The sequence below is a fragment of the Micromonospora avicenniae genome (genome assembly GCF_900156065.1).
Lineage (GTDB): Bacteria > Actinomycetota > Actinomycetes > Mycobacteriales > Micromonosporaceae > Micromonospora > Micromonospora avicenniae.
In genome coordinates this window covers 171,586-186,247 of the sequence record NZ_FTNF01000005.1, presented here as the reverse complement: position 1 = coordinate 186,247, position 14,662 = coordinate 171,586, and the positions used below count along the sequence as shown (strand labels likewise).

Annotated in this window: 13 protein-coding genes; 6 read left to right on the top strand and 7 right to left on the bottom strand. The window is 71.2% G+C overall.

Annotated elements, in window-relative coordinates:
- Positions 1 to 127 precede the first annotated feature (127 nt).
- On the bottom strand, positions 128 to 1,093 hold the full coding sequence (locus BXA10_RS10590; RefSeq protein WP_076470114.1) for a Gfo/Idh/MocA family protein: 966 nt from the start codon (positions 1,091 to 1,093) through the stop codon (positions 128 to 130).
- Entirely contained in the window at positions 1,090 to 2,190 is a 1,101-nt protein-coding gene (locus BXA10_RS10585) for a DegT/DnrJ/EryC1/StrS family aminotransferase (RefSeq protein WP_076470113.1), read from the bottom strand. The genes BXA10_RS10590 and BXA10_RS10585 overlap by 4 nt, the downstream gene beginning before the upstream one ends.
- Positions 2,191 to 2,399: 209 nt before the next feature.
- On the opposite strand from BXA10_RS10585, the gene BXA10_RS10580 reads away from it, so the two are divergent.
- Positions 2,400 to 3,512, top strand: coding sequence for a lysylphosphatidylglycerol synthase domain-containing protein (locus tag BXA10_RS10580; RefSeq protein ID WP_245828204.1), 1,113 nt, complete (start codon positions 2,400 to 2,402; stop codon positions 3,510 to 3,512).
- Between the two features lie 69 nt (positions 3,513 to 3,581).
- On the opposite strand, the gene BXA10_RS10575 is transcribed toward BXA10_RS10580, so the two are convergent.
- Genes BXA10_RS10575 through BXA10_RS10560 form a run of 4 tightly spaced genes read right to left on the bottom strand, consistent with a single transcriptional unit; the run spans position 3,582 to position 7,343 of the window.
- Positions 3,582 to 4,769 (bottom strand): glycosyltransferase family 4 protein, encoded by a 1,188-nt coding sequence (locus BXA10_RS10575; protein WP_076470112.1) that lies wholly within the window; start codon positions 4,767 to 4,769, stop codon positions 3,582 to 3,584.
- Between the two features lie 11 nt (positions 4,770 to 4,780).
- A complete protein-coding gene (locus BXA10_RS10570; RefSeq protein WP_076470111.1) occupies positions 4,781 to 5,248 on the bottom strand; it encodes a DapH/DapD/GlmU-related protein in 468 nt (155 codons plus the stop codon).
- Positions 5,245 to 6,177, bottom strand: a complete 933-nt coding sequence (locus BXA10_RS10565; RefSeq protein WP_076470110.1) for an NAD-dependent epimerase/dehydratase family protein — start codon at positions 6,175 to 6,177, stop codon at positions 5,245 to 5,247. Before BXA10_RS10565 ends, BXA10_RS10570 begins: the two co-directional genes overlap by 4 nt.
- A gap of 26 nt (positions 6,178 to 6,203) precedes the next feature.
- The gene (locus tag BXA10_RS10560; protein ID WP_076470109.1) at positions 6,204 to 7,343 is read right to left on the bottom strand and encodes a DegT/DnrJ/EryC1/StrS family aminotransferase; all 1,140 of its coding nucleotides are present in this window, start codon (positions 7,341 to 7,343) and stop codon (positions 6,204 to 6,206) included.
- A 115-nt stretch (positions 7,344 to 7,458) separates the two neighbouring features.
- Here BXA10_RS10560 and lhgO point away from each other — a divergent pair, with 115 nt between their 5' ends.
- Entirely contained in the window at positions 7,459 to 8,655 is a 1,197-nt protein-coding gene (gene lhgO / locus BXA10_RS10555) for an L-2-hydroxyglutarate oxidase (protein WP_076470108.1), read from the top strand.
- A gap of 66 nt (positions 8,656 to 8,721) precedes the next feature.
- On the opposite strand, the gene BXA10_RS10550 is transcribed toward lhgO, so the two are convergent.
- Positions 8,722 to 9,324: a TetR/AcrR family transcriptional regulator gene (locus tag BXA10_RS10550; RefSeq protein WP_076470277.1), complete on the bottom strand. Its 603-nt coding sequence runs from the start codon at positions 9,322 to 9,324 to the stop codon at positions 8,722 to 8,724.
- A 216-nt stretch (positions 9,325 to 9,540) separates the two neighbouring features.
- On the opposite strand from BXA10_RS10550, the gene BXA10_RS10545 reads away from it, so the two are divergent.
- The 4 genes from BXA10_RS10545 to BXA10_RS10530 all read left to right on the top strand — a co-directional run bounded on the left by BXA10_RS10545 (position 9,541) and on the right by BXA10_RS10530 (position 14,657).
- Positions 9,541 to 10,437 carry an ABC transporter permease gene (locus BXA10_RS10545; RefSeq protein ID WP_076470107.1) on the top strand — a complete coding sequence of 299 codons (897 nt, stop codon included), beginning with the start codon at positions 9,541 to 9,543 and terminating at the stop codon, positions 10,435 to 10,437.
- A gap of 1 nt (position 10,438) precedes the next feature.
- The gene (locus tag BXA10_RS10540) at positions 10,439 to 11,248 is read left to right on the top strand and encodes an ABC transporter ATP-binding protein (RefSeq protein WP_084752609.1); all 810 of its coding nucleotides are present in this window, start codon (positions 10,439 to 10,441) and stop codon (positions 11,246 to 11,248) included.
- A 148-nt stretch (positions 11,249 to 11,396) separates the two neighbouring features.
- Complete coding sequence (locus BXA10_RS10535) at positions 11,397 to 12,911, top strand: bifunctional cytidylyltransferase/SDR family oxidoreductase (RefSeq protein ID WP_076470106.1); 1,515 nt, start codon at positions 11,397 to 11,399, stop codon at positions 12,909 to 12,911.
- A gap of 45 nt (positions 12,912 to 12,956) precedes the next feature.
- Entirely contained in the window at positions 12,957 to 14,657 is a 1,701-nt protein-coding gene (locus BXA10_RS10530; RefSeq protein WP_076470105.1) for a CDP-glycerol glycerophosphotransferase family protein, read from the top strand.
- The last annotated feature ends 5 nt before the right edge of the window (positions 14,658 to 14,662 follow it).

Here is a 14,662-nt window from a genome sequence, read left to right as displayed (position 1 = left end):
CGGGTCGGCGGAGCAGCGACACCGGAGAGCTGCGCGAACAGCGCGCACACGGCGTGAACCGGACAGAAACGCGTCTGGTGCCCGGACATCTCTCCGGGCACCAGACCGACGTACCCGCCGTACCCGATCAGGCGGTGGCGCCCTCGAAGAGCCGGCCGACCACCCGGTGCGCCGGCAGGATCCGCTGCCGTTCGACGTCGGCGTCGGCGGTGCCGGCGACGATGTCGAGGAAGTGGTCCAGCTGGGCGGCGAGCGGCTCGCGGTTCGTGAGCAGCTCGGGCACCTCGATGATGCTCTGCTGACGGTAGCCGCGGCCGTCCGGCGTGGCGGCGTCCAGCGACACGTGCCGGTAGATGGTGACGTCCTTACGGATCAGGTCGGCCTCGATCAGCCGGTCGACCTCGCTGATCACCAGCGTCCGGACCTTGCGCTGGCCGATCCGGCTGGCGGAGACGTTCGCCAGGGCGCCGGAGCCGAAGCTCAGCAGGGTCTCGGCCATGTCCTCCGCCTCGGCCAGCGAGTCCGGGTGGAAGTGGCCCAGCGTCCCCCGGACCGTCGCCGGCTCCTCGCCGCCGAAGGCCTGGATGGCCAGGTCGACGTCGTGGATGAGGAGGTCCCAGGCGACGCCGGTACGGATCCGCGGCGCGTACGGCGAGTGCCGGGTGGCGGTCAGGTGGACCGGACGGTCGACCAGGGCCAGGGCCGTCTGCACGGCGGGGTTGAACCGCTCCAGGAGGCCGCACAGCAGCGGCACGCCACGCTTCTCGGCCGTCGCGACGATGTCCTCGGTCTCGGCGAGGCTGCCGCAGACCGGCTTCTCGATCAGCAACGGCTTGTCGGCGGCGAGCACCTGGTGGGCGAGGCCGTGGTGGAACTCCGTGGGCGCCGCGATCACGACCGCGTCGACGTCGGACAGGTCGTCGGCGTTCGGCGCCCAGCTGGCGCCGAACCGCTCGGCGACCTGCTCGCCGACCGCGGGCCGGGGTTCGATCACGCGGGTCAGCTCGGCCCGCTCCGACTGGGCGATCACGCGCGCGTGCAGGGACCCCATCACCCCGGTGCCGACCAGGGCGAAACGCAGCTTGCCGCTCACGCGCCGACCGCCTTCCGGACCGCGTCGACGACCTGGTCGACCTCGCTGTCGGTCAGGTGGTGGTGCACCGGCAGGGAGACGCACTGCCGAACGACCCGCTCGGTCACCGGGGCCGGGTCGGCCACCACGCGGGGGTGGTCGCGGTAGCAGTCGTAGTCGTAGACCGTCTTCGGGTAGTAGATGCCGCAGCCCACACCCTGCTCGGTCAGCCGGGCGATCACCTCGTCCCGGCTCACCGGGGCCTCGTCGGTGACCAGCACGGTGTACTGGTGCCAGACGTGCGAGCGGCCGGGCAGCTCGGTCGGCAGGCGCAGCCCGGGGACGTCGGCCAGGCCCGCGGAGAGCCGGGCGGCGTTGTCCTTGCGGCGCTTGACGTTGTCGCCGTACGCCGCGATCTGCGGAATGCCGAGCGCGGCCTGCAGGTCGGTGAGGCGGTAGTTGTGACCGGCCACCTCGTACTGGTAGCGCTGACGCATGCCCTGGTTGCGGAGCACCCGCAGCCGGTCGGCGAGCGTCGCGTCGTTCGTGGTGATCATGCCGCCCTCACCGGTGGTGAGGTTCTTCGTGGCGTAGAGCGAGAAGGTGCCGAGCCCGAAGCTGCCCGCACCGCGACCGGAGATCGTCGCGCCCAGCGACTGCGCGGTGTCCTCGACCAGGCCCAGACCGTGCTGCTGGGCGAGCGGAGCGATGGCGTCCATGTCGGCCGGCTGGCCGTAGAGGTGAACCGGCATCAGCACCTTGGTACGCGGTCCGACGGCGGCGGCGAGCGCCTGCGGGTCGACGCAGAAGTCGTCCTCACGGATGTCGGCGAACCGCGCGGTCGCGCCCGCCTCGAGGATCGCGTTCAGCGTGGCGACGAAGGTGAAGGGGCTGGTCACGACCTCGTCACCGGGCTGGAGGTCGAGCACCTGAAGGGCGGCCACCAGCGCGGTGGTGCCGTTGTTGACCGCGACCGCGTGCTCGACACCGACCAGGTCGGCGAACTCACGCTCCAGCCGGGCGACCATGGGTCCCTGGGCGATGACGCCGGAGCGGATCACCTCGACCGCCAACCTTTCGGCCGCCTCGTCCAGCTTGACGACGGAAATCGGGATCACAACAGCTCTCCTTGGGGTATGGGGCAGCGTTGCAGACCGTAGCAGCGCGCGCGGTGGCCGGCATACCTGGACCATGTCGGGCGCCGATTGCCCGACCCCCGACTCACCGACCGGCCCACCTTCGTGGTAGGTGGATGCCTGCGCTACCCTCGGCGAATTGTGCAGGCGACCCGGAAGGGTCTCAGGGCGAGGCAAGGGACGGGACGGCCGTGGCAGAGCAGGTCGAGACGGCAACCGCACCGCCCACCGGGGCCGACGCCGGGAAGAGCCGTTCCCGCTGGCTGTCCCTCGGTGTCCGGGTCGTGGTGATCGTCGCCATCGCGGCCGGCATGGCCTGGAGCGTGATCAGCCAGTGGCCGCAGGTACGCGAGACCTGGCTCGGCCTCGCCTGGTCGTCGGTGGTGCTGGCCGTGCTGGCCGTGCTGGCCGGCATGTTCGCCAACTCGATGGCCTGGCGGGCCGCCGCGCAGGACCTGGAGCATCGGGTGTCGGTGCCGGCCGCGCTACGCATCCTGATGGTCGGCCAGCTCGGTAAGTACATTCCGGGCAGTGTCTGGGCGTACGTCCTGCAGATGGAGCTGGGCCGTCGCGCCGGCCTGCCGCGGGCCCGCGCGTTCCTGGCCACGCTGGTCGCGCTCGGCCTGGGAGTCGTCGCCGCGCTCGGCGTCGGGCTGCTCAGCCTCCCGTCGCTCCTCGACGCCACCGCCGATTCCGGCGCCGAGTACGCCGAGCCGGTCCGGGTGGCGCTCTACATCGTCGCCGTCCTGTTCCCGATCGCCCTGGTCTGCGCCATTCCGGCGGTGCTGACCCGGCTCATCCAGATCGTCCTCAAGCTGCTGCGCCGACCGCCGCTGCAGCACAAGCTCACCCTCCCCGGCGTGCTGCGGGTGGTGGGCTGGAGCGCCCTGGGTTACGCGCTCTTCGGCGTGCACCTGTGGCTGCTCGCCAACGCCCAGGCCGCGCCGGGCGTCGGCGGTCTGCTACGCAGCATCGGGTCGTTCGCCATCGCGATGACCGTCGGCATGTTCGCCTTCCTCTCCCCGTCCGGCCTGGGCGTACGGGAGGCCGTGCTCGTCGCCACCATGGCGCCGTTCCTGGCCGGCGCCGGCGGGATCGGCGCGGCGACCGGCATCGCGCTCGCCTCCCGGCTGATCTTCACGGTGGCCGACCTGCTCGCTGCGGGCATCGCCGCCCTCTCCGGCGTGCGGCAGCTTCGCAAGGCGGCTGAGGTCGAGCCGGCCACCACCACGGCCGCGACGGAGCTGCCCGCTCCCCGGTCCGGCACCGACACGCCGGCCACCGCGACGGCGCCCACGCGCTGACCCGTCGCCGGCACGAAACGGCGCTGCCCCCGACCAGCGGGTCGGGGGCAGCGCCGTTTCTGGCGTACGTCAGCGGCGGCGCGAGGCCGCCATCTCGGTGAGCACCTCCAGGTGCCGCTGGAGCACCCGGTCCAGGCTGAACCGTTCCCGGATCAGCGCCTGCCCGTTGAGGCCGATCTGCTTGGCCAGGCCCGGCTCGGTCAGCGCGGTGATCAGCCGCTTGGCCAGCCCCGGCACGTCGCCGGGCTGGCTGAGCAGTACGTTCTCGCCGTCGCGCAGCGCGATCCCGGGGAAGTTGTCCTCCCGTGCCGGTGCGACCACCGGGATTCCGGCGGCCATCGCCTCGAGGGTCGCCGTGCCGAGACCGAGCCCCTGCTCGTGCGACTCCACGGTCGCGGCCGCGAGGTAGTCCGGGATCTCGCTCTTGGGCACCTTGCCGGCGGCGATGACGGCGTGCTCGACGCCGAGTGACCGGGCCCGCTCGGCGAACACGTTGTAGTAGACCTGCCCGCAGACGAGCAGCTTCGCGTCCGGCACCGCGGCCAGCACCTCGGGCAGGGCCTCGACGAGGGCGATCCGGTCGCGGAGCGGGATGACGTGGCCCACGGACAGGATCACCGGGGAGTTGCCCAGGTCGTACCGCTCCCGGACCCGCTCGCCGTCCCCGCCGCACACCCAGTCGGGATCCACTCCGACGGGGATCGGCACCAGGCCGGAGTAGGCGCCGCGGTAGCGGGCCTCGATGTACTCCTGCATGAGCACGTCCATCACCACCAGGCGCGGCTTGGAGCGCGACATGAACGGCTTGACCATGGTGGCGTCCAGGCCCCGGAACACCTTCGCGTACCGGGCCTGCGGGTTCTCCAACCGGGTGTGGATGGAGAGCAGCACCGGCACGCCGCGTTTGCGCGCGTAGAGCGCGGTCGCCCAGGTCAGGTCGAAGAACTGGCCGTGCTGGTGGATGACGTCCGGCTGGAAGTCGTCGAGGAGCCGGCGCACGCGGCGCAGCAGGCTCGGTCGGGTGGTGAACGAGATGTCGAAGCTCACGGCGAGCCGGGTCTGCGGCAGCATCCAGGCCGGCAACCGGACGATCCGCAGCCCGTCACGTTCCTCGGTCTCCGGGGCGTCCTGGTAGGCGGCGGTGAGCACCAGCACCTCGTGGCCGGCGGCGGCGTACCCCCGGGCGAGCGACTCGGACAGGTGCGAGCTGCCCCCCGCCCGCGGTGGGAAGAAGTTGTTGACAACTGCGATACGCACGGCGGGAACTCCTAGCTCTTCGCTACGGGCACGAACCGGACATCGCTGCCGTCCAGCTCCACTGTGGAGACCACCTGGGCCGGGACCCCCGCCACGACCACCCCGGGTGGCACGTCTCTGGTCACCACGGCGCCCGCACCGACGACGGCGCCGTCACCGATGGTGACGCCCATCATCACTGTCGCGTTCGCCCCGATGAAGACACGGTCGCCGATGACCACCGGCGCCCGGTCCACGGAAGCATAGGCACGCCCCGAAACGCAACGGCGCGCGGTCGAGTGCGTGTAGATCTGGGCCCCGCAGCTGATGTCACAGCCGGCGCCGATCGTCAGCCCGCCGGACCCGTCGATGACGGTGAACGCGCCGATCCACGTCCCAGGGCCGATCACCGGCTCGCCGATGATCCAGGCGTGCGGGTTGTAGGGGTTCGCCGGGAGCCCGTGCGGCGACGGACTCCCGGCGGCCGGTGGCTGGGTCACGCCACCTCGGTCTTGATCAGGTCGGTCATCCCGTCCTCGACGGCGATGGTCGGCTCCCAGCCGAGCACCTCACGGGCCCGGGTGATGTCGGCGGCACGGCGGCTGACCAGCACCTCGCGCGGGTTGAACTGCGGCGCGACGTCGACGCCGACCGCCTTGATGAGGATCTCGGCGAGGCTCGCGATCGAGGTGTCGATGCCGGTGCCGATGTTGATCGGCACGTTGCCCTGCTCGGCCTCCATCGCCATGACCACCGAGCGCGCGATGTCGTGGACGTGGATGAAGTCCATCGACTGCTCGCCCTTGCCGTCGATGACCGGCGGCTCGCCGTTCTTCAACCGCTTGACGAAGTGGTTGATCACGGAGGTGTAGTAGGCGGTCGGCTTCTGGCCCGGGCCGTACACGTTGAAGAAGCGCAGGGCGATCCAGTTGAGCCCCTTGCTGCGCTGGTAGAAGCCGAGCAGGTCCTCACCGGCGCGCTTCGAGATGCAGTACGGGGTGAGCGGGTCGAGCCGATCGTCCTCGTGCATCGGCAGCTTCTTCGGGTCGCCGTAGACCGACGCCGACGAGGCGAACACCAGCCGCTTGACGCCGTGGTCGGCGGCGGCGGCGAAGACGTTGTGGTTGCCGACCATGTTGATGTCGATCGACTCGTACGGGTCGGCCTGGCTCTTGTTGATCGAGACCGCGGCGAGGTGGATGACGTAGTCGCAGCCCTTCATGGCCGCGTGCACCGCGCCGCCGTAGCGGACGTCCTGGTCGATCAGCTCGACGTCGCCGGTGGCGACGAGCTCGTTGATCCGGTCCCGGTCACCACGGAACATGTTGTCGAAGATGCGGACGCGGTAGCCCTTCTCCAACAGCATCGGCACCACGTGCAGGCCGATGAAGCCGGCACCTCCGGTGATGAAGACGGTCTGCTTCGACATGGCGGAGCCTGTCCTTCCTTGGGGGATCAGCGGCCGGCGGCCGTGGTGTTGACGACGTCGATCAGCGTGGCGGCCACGGTCTCGACCTGCGCGTCGGTGAGGTTGGCGTGCATCGGGATGGCCAGGTGCCGGGCGAACAGGTCCGCCGAGACCGGGCACGGGTCGGTCTGGCCGTAGAGCGGCTGCAGGTGCGAGGCGTACGTGCCGAAGGTGCACTGCACCCCGCGCTGGCGCAGTGCCATGGCGACCGTACCCCGGTCCACCGATGGGGCGAGCGTCACGACGTACGACTGCCACGGGTGCTCGCGGTCGGGCGCCTCGTACGGCGTGGTGATGAGCTCGTGGTCCTTGAGCAGCTCACCGTAGCGGGCAGCGATGCGGCGCTTGGTGGCGAGCAGTTCGGGCAGCCGGTCGAGCTGGGCGAGCATGATGGCGGCCGAGATGTCGGAGAGCCGGTAGTTGTAGCCCAGCTCGGTAAAGCTCGGGATCGGGAGGTTGGACAGCTCGGCGCGGGTGAGCGCACCCTCCACACCGTACGTGTGCAGCTTGCGGGCGTGCGTGGCGAGGTCGTCACGGTCGGTGACGTACGCCCCGCCCTCGCCCGCCGTGATGCCCTTGCGGCCGTGGAAGCTGAAGGTGGCGACGTCGGCCAGACTGCCCGCCGGGCGGCCCTTGTAGGTGGCGCCGGCCGAGCAGGCCGCGTCCTCGACCAGGAACAGTCCGTGCTTGTCGGTGATGGCGCGCAGCTCGTCGTAGTCGGCCGGCTGCCCGAAGGCGTCCACGGCGATGACGCCGACGGTGCGCGGGGTGATCGCGGCCTCGACCGCCGCCGGGTCGACGGTCCACGTGTCCGGTCGTACGTCGGCGAAGACCGGCGTCGCGCCGGCCCACATCACCGAGTGACCCGTGGCGGGGAAGGTGTAGTCGGCCACGACCACCTCGTCGCCGGGCTTGACGCCGAGGGTGAGCAGCGCCAGGTGCAGGGCGGAGCCGCAGCTGCTGGTGGCGAGGGCGTGCCGGGTGCCGACGGTGGTGGCGAAGCGCTCCTCGAAACGACGACCGGTCGGACCGGCGCCGGCGAGCCAGCCCGAGGCGAACACCTCGGCGATGGCGGCCAGTTCCGACTCTCCGACCGTGGGCTGACCGAGCGCGATGACCTCAGACATGTGACTCCCCCAGAGATGGACCCGCAGCAGTCTAGGCCAACCTCGATGGTGGTGCCTCCGTCGGGCGCGGCGCGCTTGGCTACCATCGATCGCGGCATCGGGCAGGGGAGACGGAATGACCAGGTTTGTGGTGGTGGGCGGCGGTATCGTCGGGCTCGCCGTGGCGCACCGGCTGATGACCGACCGGCCGGGTGACCAGGTCACCGTGCTGGAGAAGGAGGCCGGCTGGGCGGCTCACCAGACCGGCCACAACTCGGGCGTCATCCACGCCGGCGTCTACTACAAGCCCGGCAGCCTGAAGGCCACTCTCTGCAAGGCCGGCAGCGCCTCGATGGTCGAGTTCTGCCGCGAGCACGGCCTGGCGTACGACATCTGCGGCAAGCTGATCGTCGCCACCGACGCCGAGGAACTGCCCCGGCTGCACGACCTGCACCAGCGCGCGCTCGCCAACGGCCTGCCGGCCCGACTGATCGAGGGGGCCGAGGCGGCCGAGTACGAGCCGAACGTGGCCGCCGTCGCGGCGCTGCACGTCGCCTCGACCGGCATCGTCGACTTCGGTGCGGTCTGCCGCAAGCTCGCCGAACTGCTCGCCGAGGGCGGGGCGGACCTGCGGACCGGCACCGAGGTGACCCGGGTGGTGTCCCGCCCGGAGGGTGTCGTGGTCGGCACCAACACCGGCGAGTTCGTCGCCGACGTACTGATCAACTGTGCCGGTCTGCACGCCGACCGGATCTCCCGCCTGGCGGGCGTACCGACGCCGGTGCGGATCGTGCCGTTCCGCGGCGAGTACTACGAGCTGGTCCCGCAGCGGCGCGACCTGGTACGCGGCCTCATCTACCCGGTGCCGGACCCGCAGTTCCCCTTCCTCGGCGTGCACCTGACCAAAATGATCGACGGCAGCGTGCACGCCGGACCGAACGCGGTGCTGGCCACGGCCCGGGAGGGTTACTCGTGGGGCCGGATCAGCCCCCGCGACATCTGGGACGAACTCAGCTTCCGCGGGCTGTGGGCGCTGGGCCGGCAGCACTACCGGTACGGCCTGACCGAGGTGGCCCGGTCGTTGTCGAAGAAGCGCTTCGCGGCCAGCCTGGCGCGGCTGGTGCCGGCGCTGACCCCGACCGACATCGTCCGGGCCGGCGCCGGTGTGCGCGCACAGGCGATCCGGCCCGACGGCGGGTTGGTCGACGACTTCCTCATCGTCGAGGCCGACCGGCAGGTGCACGTGCTCAACGCGCCCTCCCCCGCGGCGACGAGTTCGCTGGAGATCGCGCGGCACATCGTCTCCCGGCTCCCGGTCGACGCCGCCCGCTGACCGGCACCGGCCCGCACGGCGGCGGCGGACCCGGCGATGCTGTGCCGCCGCCCAGGCGACGACGGTTCAGCGGTCGGCCGGCGCCATCCGTCGCGGCTTCGGCACGGCCGGCCCGGCGCCGAGCCCGACGGCCACCGACTCCACCAGCATCTCCAGGTAGGTGTCGGTGAGCGGATTACGGGCGATGGCGAGCCGCCAGTAGAGCGGCCCGACGATGAGATCGATCGCCGCCTCCGGGTCGGTGTCGGCGGGCAACTCGCCCCGCCGCACGGCCAGCTCGATCATCCGTCCGCCGATTTCCTGCTGCCGGGCGCGCAGCATCTTCTGCAGGGTCTCGTCGATGGTCGGATTGCGCGCGGCCTCGGCGAGCAGGTCGGGGATGATCTGCGAGGCCAACGGGTGCCGCAACGCGTGCGCCAGCACCTGGAACAGCAACGCGAGGTCGCCCCGCAGGCTGCCGGTGTCAAGCGCCGGCAACTTGCCCTGCGCGGCGCTCGCGACGATCTCCAGCACCAGGTCGAGTTTGCTGCTCCAGCGCCGATAGATGGCGGTCTTGCTCACCCCCGCCCGGCGCGCCACCGCCTCGATCGAGAGGCGGCCGTACCCCACCGCGGCGAGCTCCTGCATCAGGGCGCGGCGGATGGCCGCGGTGATGTCGTCCCGGAGCACCGCCGCCCCGGCCGGCACCCGTCGTTTTCCGGCCGTCACCTGGGACTCTTTCCGCACGTCACGGGCACCACACTAGCGCAACGACGGTACGGTTGCGTCCCGACGTCTTTCCGACTACTGTCCACGCAGCGACGAGGCGGCGCTCCCCCGCACTGGCCACGTCTGAGACCATCGAGCGCGCAACACCTCGACCTCCAAGATCGGAGCGCCACACCCATGGCCAACACCGCGCTGGCCGATCCCGACTCCGGCCTCACCCAGGCGCAGCTGGCCGCCCGGTACGGACTCCGGGTCGCCGGCGAGCGGCCGTCCCTGGCCGAATACAGCCGGCGACTCTGGCACTACCGGCACTTCATCGCCGCGTACGCCAACGCCAAGCTGGTCGCGTCGTACAGCAACGCCCGACTCGGGCAGCTCTGGCAGGTCCTCACCCCGCTGACCAACGCGGCGGTCTACTTCCTGATCTTCGGCATCGTGCTGAAGCAGAACAGCATTCCGAACTTCATCGCGTACCTCTGCACCGGGCTGTTCATCTTCAACTTCACCCAGACCGCCGCGCAGCAGGGCACCCAGGCGATCAGCGGCAACCTCGGGCTGATCCGGGCGCTGCACTTCCCCCGCGCCAGCCTGCCGCTCGCGATCACCGTCACCCAGTTCCAGCAGCTGCTCGGCTCCCTGGCGGTGCTGATCGCGATCGTGCTGGTGACCGGCGAGCCGATCACCCTCGCCTGGTTGATCCTCGTGCCGTCGGTCCTGCTCCAGACGGTCTTCAACGCCGGTCTCACCATGGCGGTGGCCCGGATGGGCGCCAAGGTCTCCGACCTGCGGCAGGTCATGCCGTTCGTCATGCGGGCCTGGATGTACGGCTCGGGCGTGCTCTACAGCGTCGCTCTCTTCGAGGAGAGCCTGCCCGGCTGGGCCACCCGGCTGGTCGAGTTCAACCCGATGCTGGTCTACATCGAGCTGGCCCGGACCGCGCTGCTGGAGCAGGCACCGGTGCTCAACTCCTCCCTTCCCCAGCTGTGGCTGGTCGCCGCGGGCTGGGCGATCGTGATGGGCGTCGGGGGTTACCTCTACTTCTGGCGCGGCGAACAGGAGTACGGCCGTGGCTGAGCTGAACGGGCTGTCCAACGACGTGACGGTCGCGCTGCCGCAGATCCGGGAGCGCATCCCCACCGTGGTCGTCGACGACGCACACGTGATCTACCGCGTGCACAAGGGGGCCAGTGGCGGCAGCAGCCCGGTGGCCGCGCTGCGCCGGATGGTCACCCGCACCTCCGAACCGAACATCCGGGAGGTGCACGCGGTCAAGGGAGTCACCTTCACCGCGTACCGGGGCGAGGCGATCGGCCTGATCGGCAGCAACGGCTCGGGCAAGTCCACGCTGTTGCGGGCCATCGCCGGCCTGCTGCCGGTGAACCGCGGCGCGGTGTACACCCAGGGCCAGCCCTCGCTGCTCGGCGTGAACGCGGCGCTGCTCAACGACCTCTCCGGGGAACGCAACGTGACGCTGGGTTGCCTGGCAATGGGCATGAGCCCGGCCGATGTGCAGCGGCAGGCGCCGGAGATCATCGAGTTCTCCGGCATCAACCAGCGCGGCGACTTCGCCTCGCTGCCGATGCGCACCTACTCCTCCGGCATGGCCGCCCGGCTCCGCTTCTCCATCGCGGCGGCGAAGAAGCACGACGTACTGCTGATCGACGAGGCGCTCGCCACCGGCGACAAGGGCTTCCGCAAGCGCAGCGAACAGCGGGTGCGCGAGCTGCGCGAGAGCGCCGGAACGGTCTTCCTGGTCAGCCACCAGCTCTCCTCGGTCCGGGACACCTGCGAACGGACCATCTGGCTGGAATCGGGCGTACTCCGGATGGACGGACCCACCGACGAGGTCGTGCGGGCGTACGAAGCGTTCGCCAACGGCAAGTGATCTCCGGGCGACGGGGCGGCCTCACCTGCACGGGTGCGGCCGCCCCGTCGCCACCGTTGGGGCACCGAATTCGACGCGTTAAGGTTCATCCGGTCGCCGCTCGGGCGGAATACCTCGTTAACGCAAAGCCTGGAAGTGAGGATCGGCAATGACGCAGGACCACACCACTGGCCCGGACGCCGCACCGGAGACCCCGGCTCCCTGGCGGCCCTCGCGGACAGTGGCTGTGATCCTCGCCGGCGGGACAGGAACCCGCCTCGGCCTCGGCATCCCCAAGCAGCTGCTGAAGATCGCCGGTAAGCCGATCATCGAGCACACCCTGGCCGTCTTCGAGTCCGCGCCGGAGATCGACGAGATCATCGTGCTGATGGCCACCGGCCACGTCGGCGAGGTGCAGCAGATCGTCGACAAGGCCGGCTTCCGCAAGGTCAGCAAGGTGATCGAGGGAGGCGAGACCCGCAACGAGACCACCCGGGTCGCGCTCGACGCGGTCGGCGAGGAGGACTGCAACATCCTCTTCCACGACGCGGTGCGGCCCCTGGTCAGCCACCGGATCGTCCGCGAGTGCGTGAACGCCCTCTGGACCTACTCGGCAGTGGACGTGGCCATCCCGTCGGCGGACACGATCATCAAGGTCGACGGGGAGGACTGCATCACCGACATCCCGGTGCGCTCCTCGCTACGCCGGGGCCAGACCCCGCAGGCCTTCCGCTCCGGCACGATCCGCGAGGCCTACCGGCTGGCCGCGGGCGATCCGAACTTCGCCGCCACCGACGACTGCGGCGTGGTCCTGCGCTACCTGCCCGGTACGCCGATCAAGGTGATCGACGGCTCGGACGAGAACATCAAGGTCACCCACCCGGTCGACGTCCACCTGGCGGACAAGCTCTTCCAGCTCGCCGCCGCCCGGGTGCCCCGGCTCGTCGACCACCGCGGCTACCGGGAGGAGTTGACCGGCCGGACCATGGTCGTCTTCGGCGGCAGCTACGGCATCGGTCACGACCTGGCCGAGCTGGCCCGCCGGCACGGCGCCCAGGTCTTCGCGTTCAGCCGGAGCAGCACCGGCACCCACGTCGAGCGTCCCGAGGACGTCGAGGCGGCACTGACCACGGCGTTCGAGGCGACCGGCCGCATCGACCACGTGGTCGTCACCGCCGGCGTCCTGGAGAGGGGCAACCTCGCCGAGATGGACGAGGAGACCATGGACCGGGTCCTCCAGGTCAACTTCGTCGGGCCGGTCACCGTCGCCCGGCTGGCCCTGCCCTACCTCGAGCAGACCAAGGGCCAGCTGCTGCTCTACACCTCCAGCTCGTACACCCGCGGCCGGGCGCGCTACGCGCTCTACTCGGCCACCAAGGCCGCGCTGGTCAACCTCACCCAGGCACTGGCCGACGAGTGGGCGGACGTCGGGGTACGGGTCAACTGCGTCAATCCGGAGCGGACGGCCACCCCGATGCGCACCCGCGCCTTCGGGGAGGAACCGGAGCACACCCTGCTCTCGGCCGAGGCGGTGGCCCAGGCCTCACTTGACGTGCTGATCTCGGAACTCACCGGGCAGGTGATCGACGTACGCCGGCCCCAGGGTGAGCCGCCGCAGGCGGTCCCGGCCCAGACGGTGCCGTCCGACGGCGGTGCGACCGCCACTCCGGCGACCGCCGGCTGACGGCCGGACGCCTGGTGACCGCGAACGGCGGTTGAACGGAGCGACATGCGTGGTGACCTGTTCCGCAAGCTGATCGCCCGATGCCTGAGCATCGGGCTGGCCGTACTGGCCTTCCTCGCCGCCGCGCTGACCGGCGCCACCGGCTGGGGACTCGCGCTGGCGGTCGCCGCCCTCGGTGCGGCCGCCGTGGAGCGGCGGATCCGCCCCGGCGCGGACACCGCCGCCGAGACGACGTTGATCGCCGCCGCCGTGCTCGTCGCGTACGCGCGTCGGCTCGACGGCGGGTTCGACCCGGCGCTGGCCCTCACCGCGCTGGCGGTGCTCGGTCTGGTGCTGCTGGTCGGGCCGCTGCGGCAGGCCGGCGGCCTGGAGATCCGCACCGCGAACCTGCCGGTACGGTCGTGGGCCACGCTGGTCGCCACCCACCTCGGCGACGCCCTGCTCGGGCTGCTCGCCGTGGTGGCGCTGGCCGCCGCGGCACCCCTGCCGCCGCTGGTGGCGCTGGTCGCGGCCGTGCTGGTCGCGGCCGCCGCCGGCGCGGTCGGATCGGACCTGGCCCGGCGGCGGTTCCGGCCCCGCGCGTCGGGCGGCGCGGTACGCCGGGCCCTCCAGGCGCGCAAGCCGGAGTTCGTCCTCTACTTCTCGGCCCCGCCCGGCTCGGAGTACCAGGTCACCATGTGGCTGCCGTACCTGGAGCGGATCGGTCGGCCGTTCCTGGTGGTGCTGCGCGAGCCGGAGTTCCTGGCCCCGATCGCCGCGGCCACCACCGCCCCGGTGATCTACTGCCCCACCCTGCGGGCCCTGGACGAGGTGCTGGTGCCGAGCCTGAAGGTGGCGTTCTACGTCAACCACGGCGCCAAGAACAGCCACTTCATCCGGTTCACCCAGCTGACCCACGTCCAGCTGCACCACGGCGACAGCGACAAGGCGCCGAGCGCCAACCCGGTGTCCGCGATCTTCGACCGGATCTTCGTGGCCGGCCAGGCCGCGATCGAGCGGTACGCGCGAGTCGGGGTGGACATCCCGGCCGAGAAGTTCGTGGTGGTCGGCCGTCCGCAGGTCGAGTCGATCGAGGTACGCGCCGAACGGCTGCCCGTGGGCACCGCCCGCACCGTCCTCTACACGCCGACCTGGACCGGCCACCACGCGGACGCCGACTACTGCTCGCTGCCGGTGGCCGAGCCGCTGCTACGACGGCTGCTGGACCGGGGCGTGACGGTCATCCTGCGCGCGCACCCGTACACCACGCAGAACCCGGCGTCCGCCCGGCAGCTCGGCCGGTTGACCGAGCTGCTGGCCGCCGACCGGACCCGGACCGGACGCCAGCACCTCTGGGGCACGGCGGCCAGCCGGGATCTCAGCCTGGTGGAGTGCGTGAACCGCTCCGACGCGCTGATCTCCGACGTCTCCGGGGTCATCTCGGACTACCTCTACTCCGGCAAGCCGTTCGCGGTGACGGACATGGGCACCGACGGCGACGCGTTCACCGAACGGTTCCCGCTGGCCACCGCCGGTTACGTGCTGCGCCGGGACATGGCCAACCTGGACGAGGTGCTGGATCAGCTGCTCGACACCGACCCGCTGTCCGCGCGTCGTTGGGAGACCCGTCGGCGCTACCTCGGCGGCTTCCCGGCCGAGTCGTACGCGGAGGCGTTCCTGGAGGCCGCACGGCGGGAGCTGGAGCCCGCCGGCAAGGCGCCGGCACCACGCTCGGCCGAGGCCGACCCCGTCTCCGCCACCGCCTGAGGCCG

Excerpts from the sequence above, each read along its gene's own strand:
- BXA10_RS10530 (WP_076470105.1), top strand. The coding sequence starts at position 12,957 with ATGCGTGGTGACCTGTTCCGCAAGCTGATCGCCCGATGCCTGAGCATC.
- BXA10_RS10560 (WP_076470109.1), bottom strand. The coding sequence starts at position 7,343 with ATGTCTGAGGTCATCGCGCTCGGTCAGCCCACGGTCGGAGAGTCGGAA.
- BXA10_RS10535 (WP_076470106.1), top strand. The coding sequence starts at position 11,397 with ATGACGCAGGACCACACCACTGGCCCGGACGCCGCACCGGAGACCCCG.
- BXA10_RS10565 (WP_076470110.1), bottom strand. The coding sequence starts at position 6,177 with ATGTCGAAGCAGACCGTCTTCATCACCGGAGGTGCCGGCTTCATCGGC.
- lhgO (WP_076470108.1), top strand. The coding sequence starts at position 7,459 with ATGACCAGGTTTGTGGTGGTGGGCGGCGGTATCGTCGGGCTCGCCGTG.
- BXA10_RS10545 (WP_076470107.1), top strand. The coding sequence starts at position 9,541 with ATGGCCAACACCGCGCTGGCCGATCCCGACTCCGGCCTCACCCAGGCG.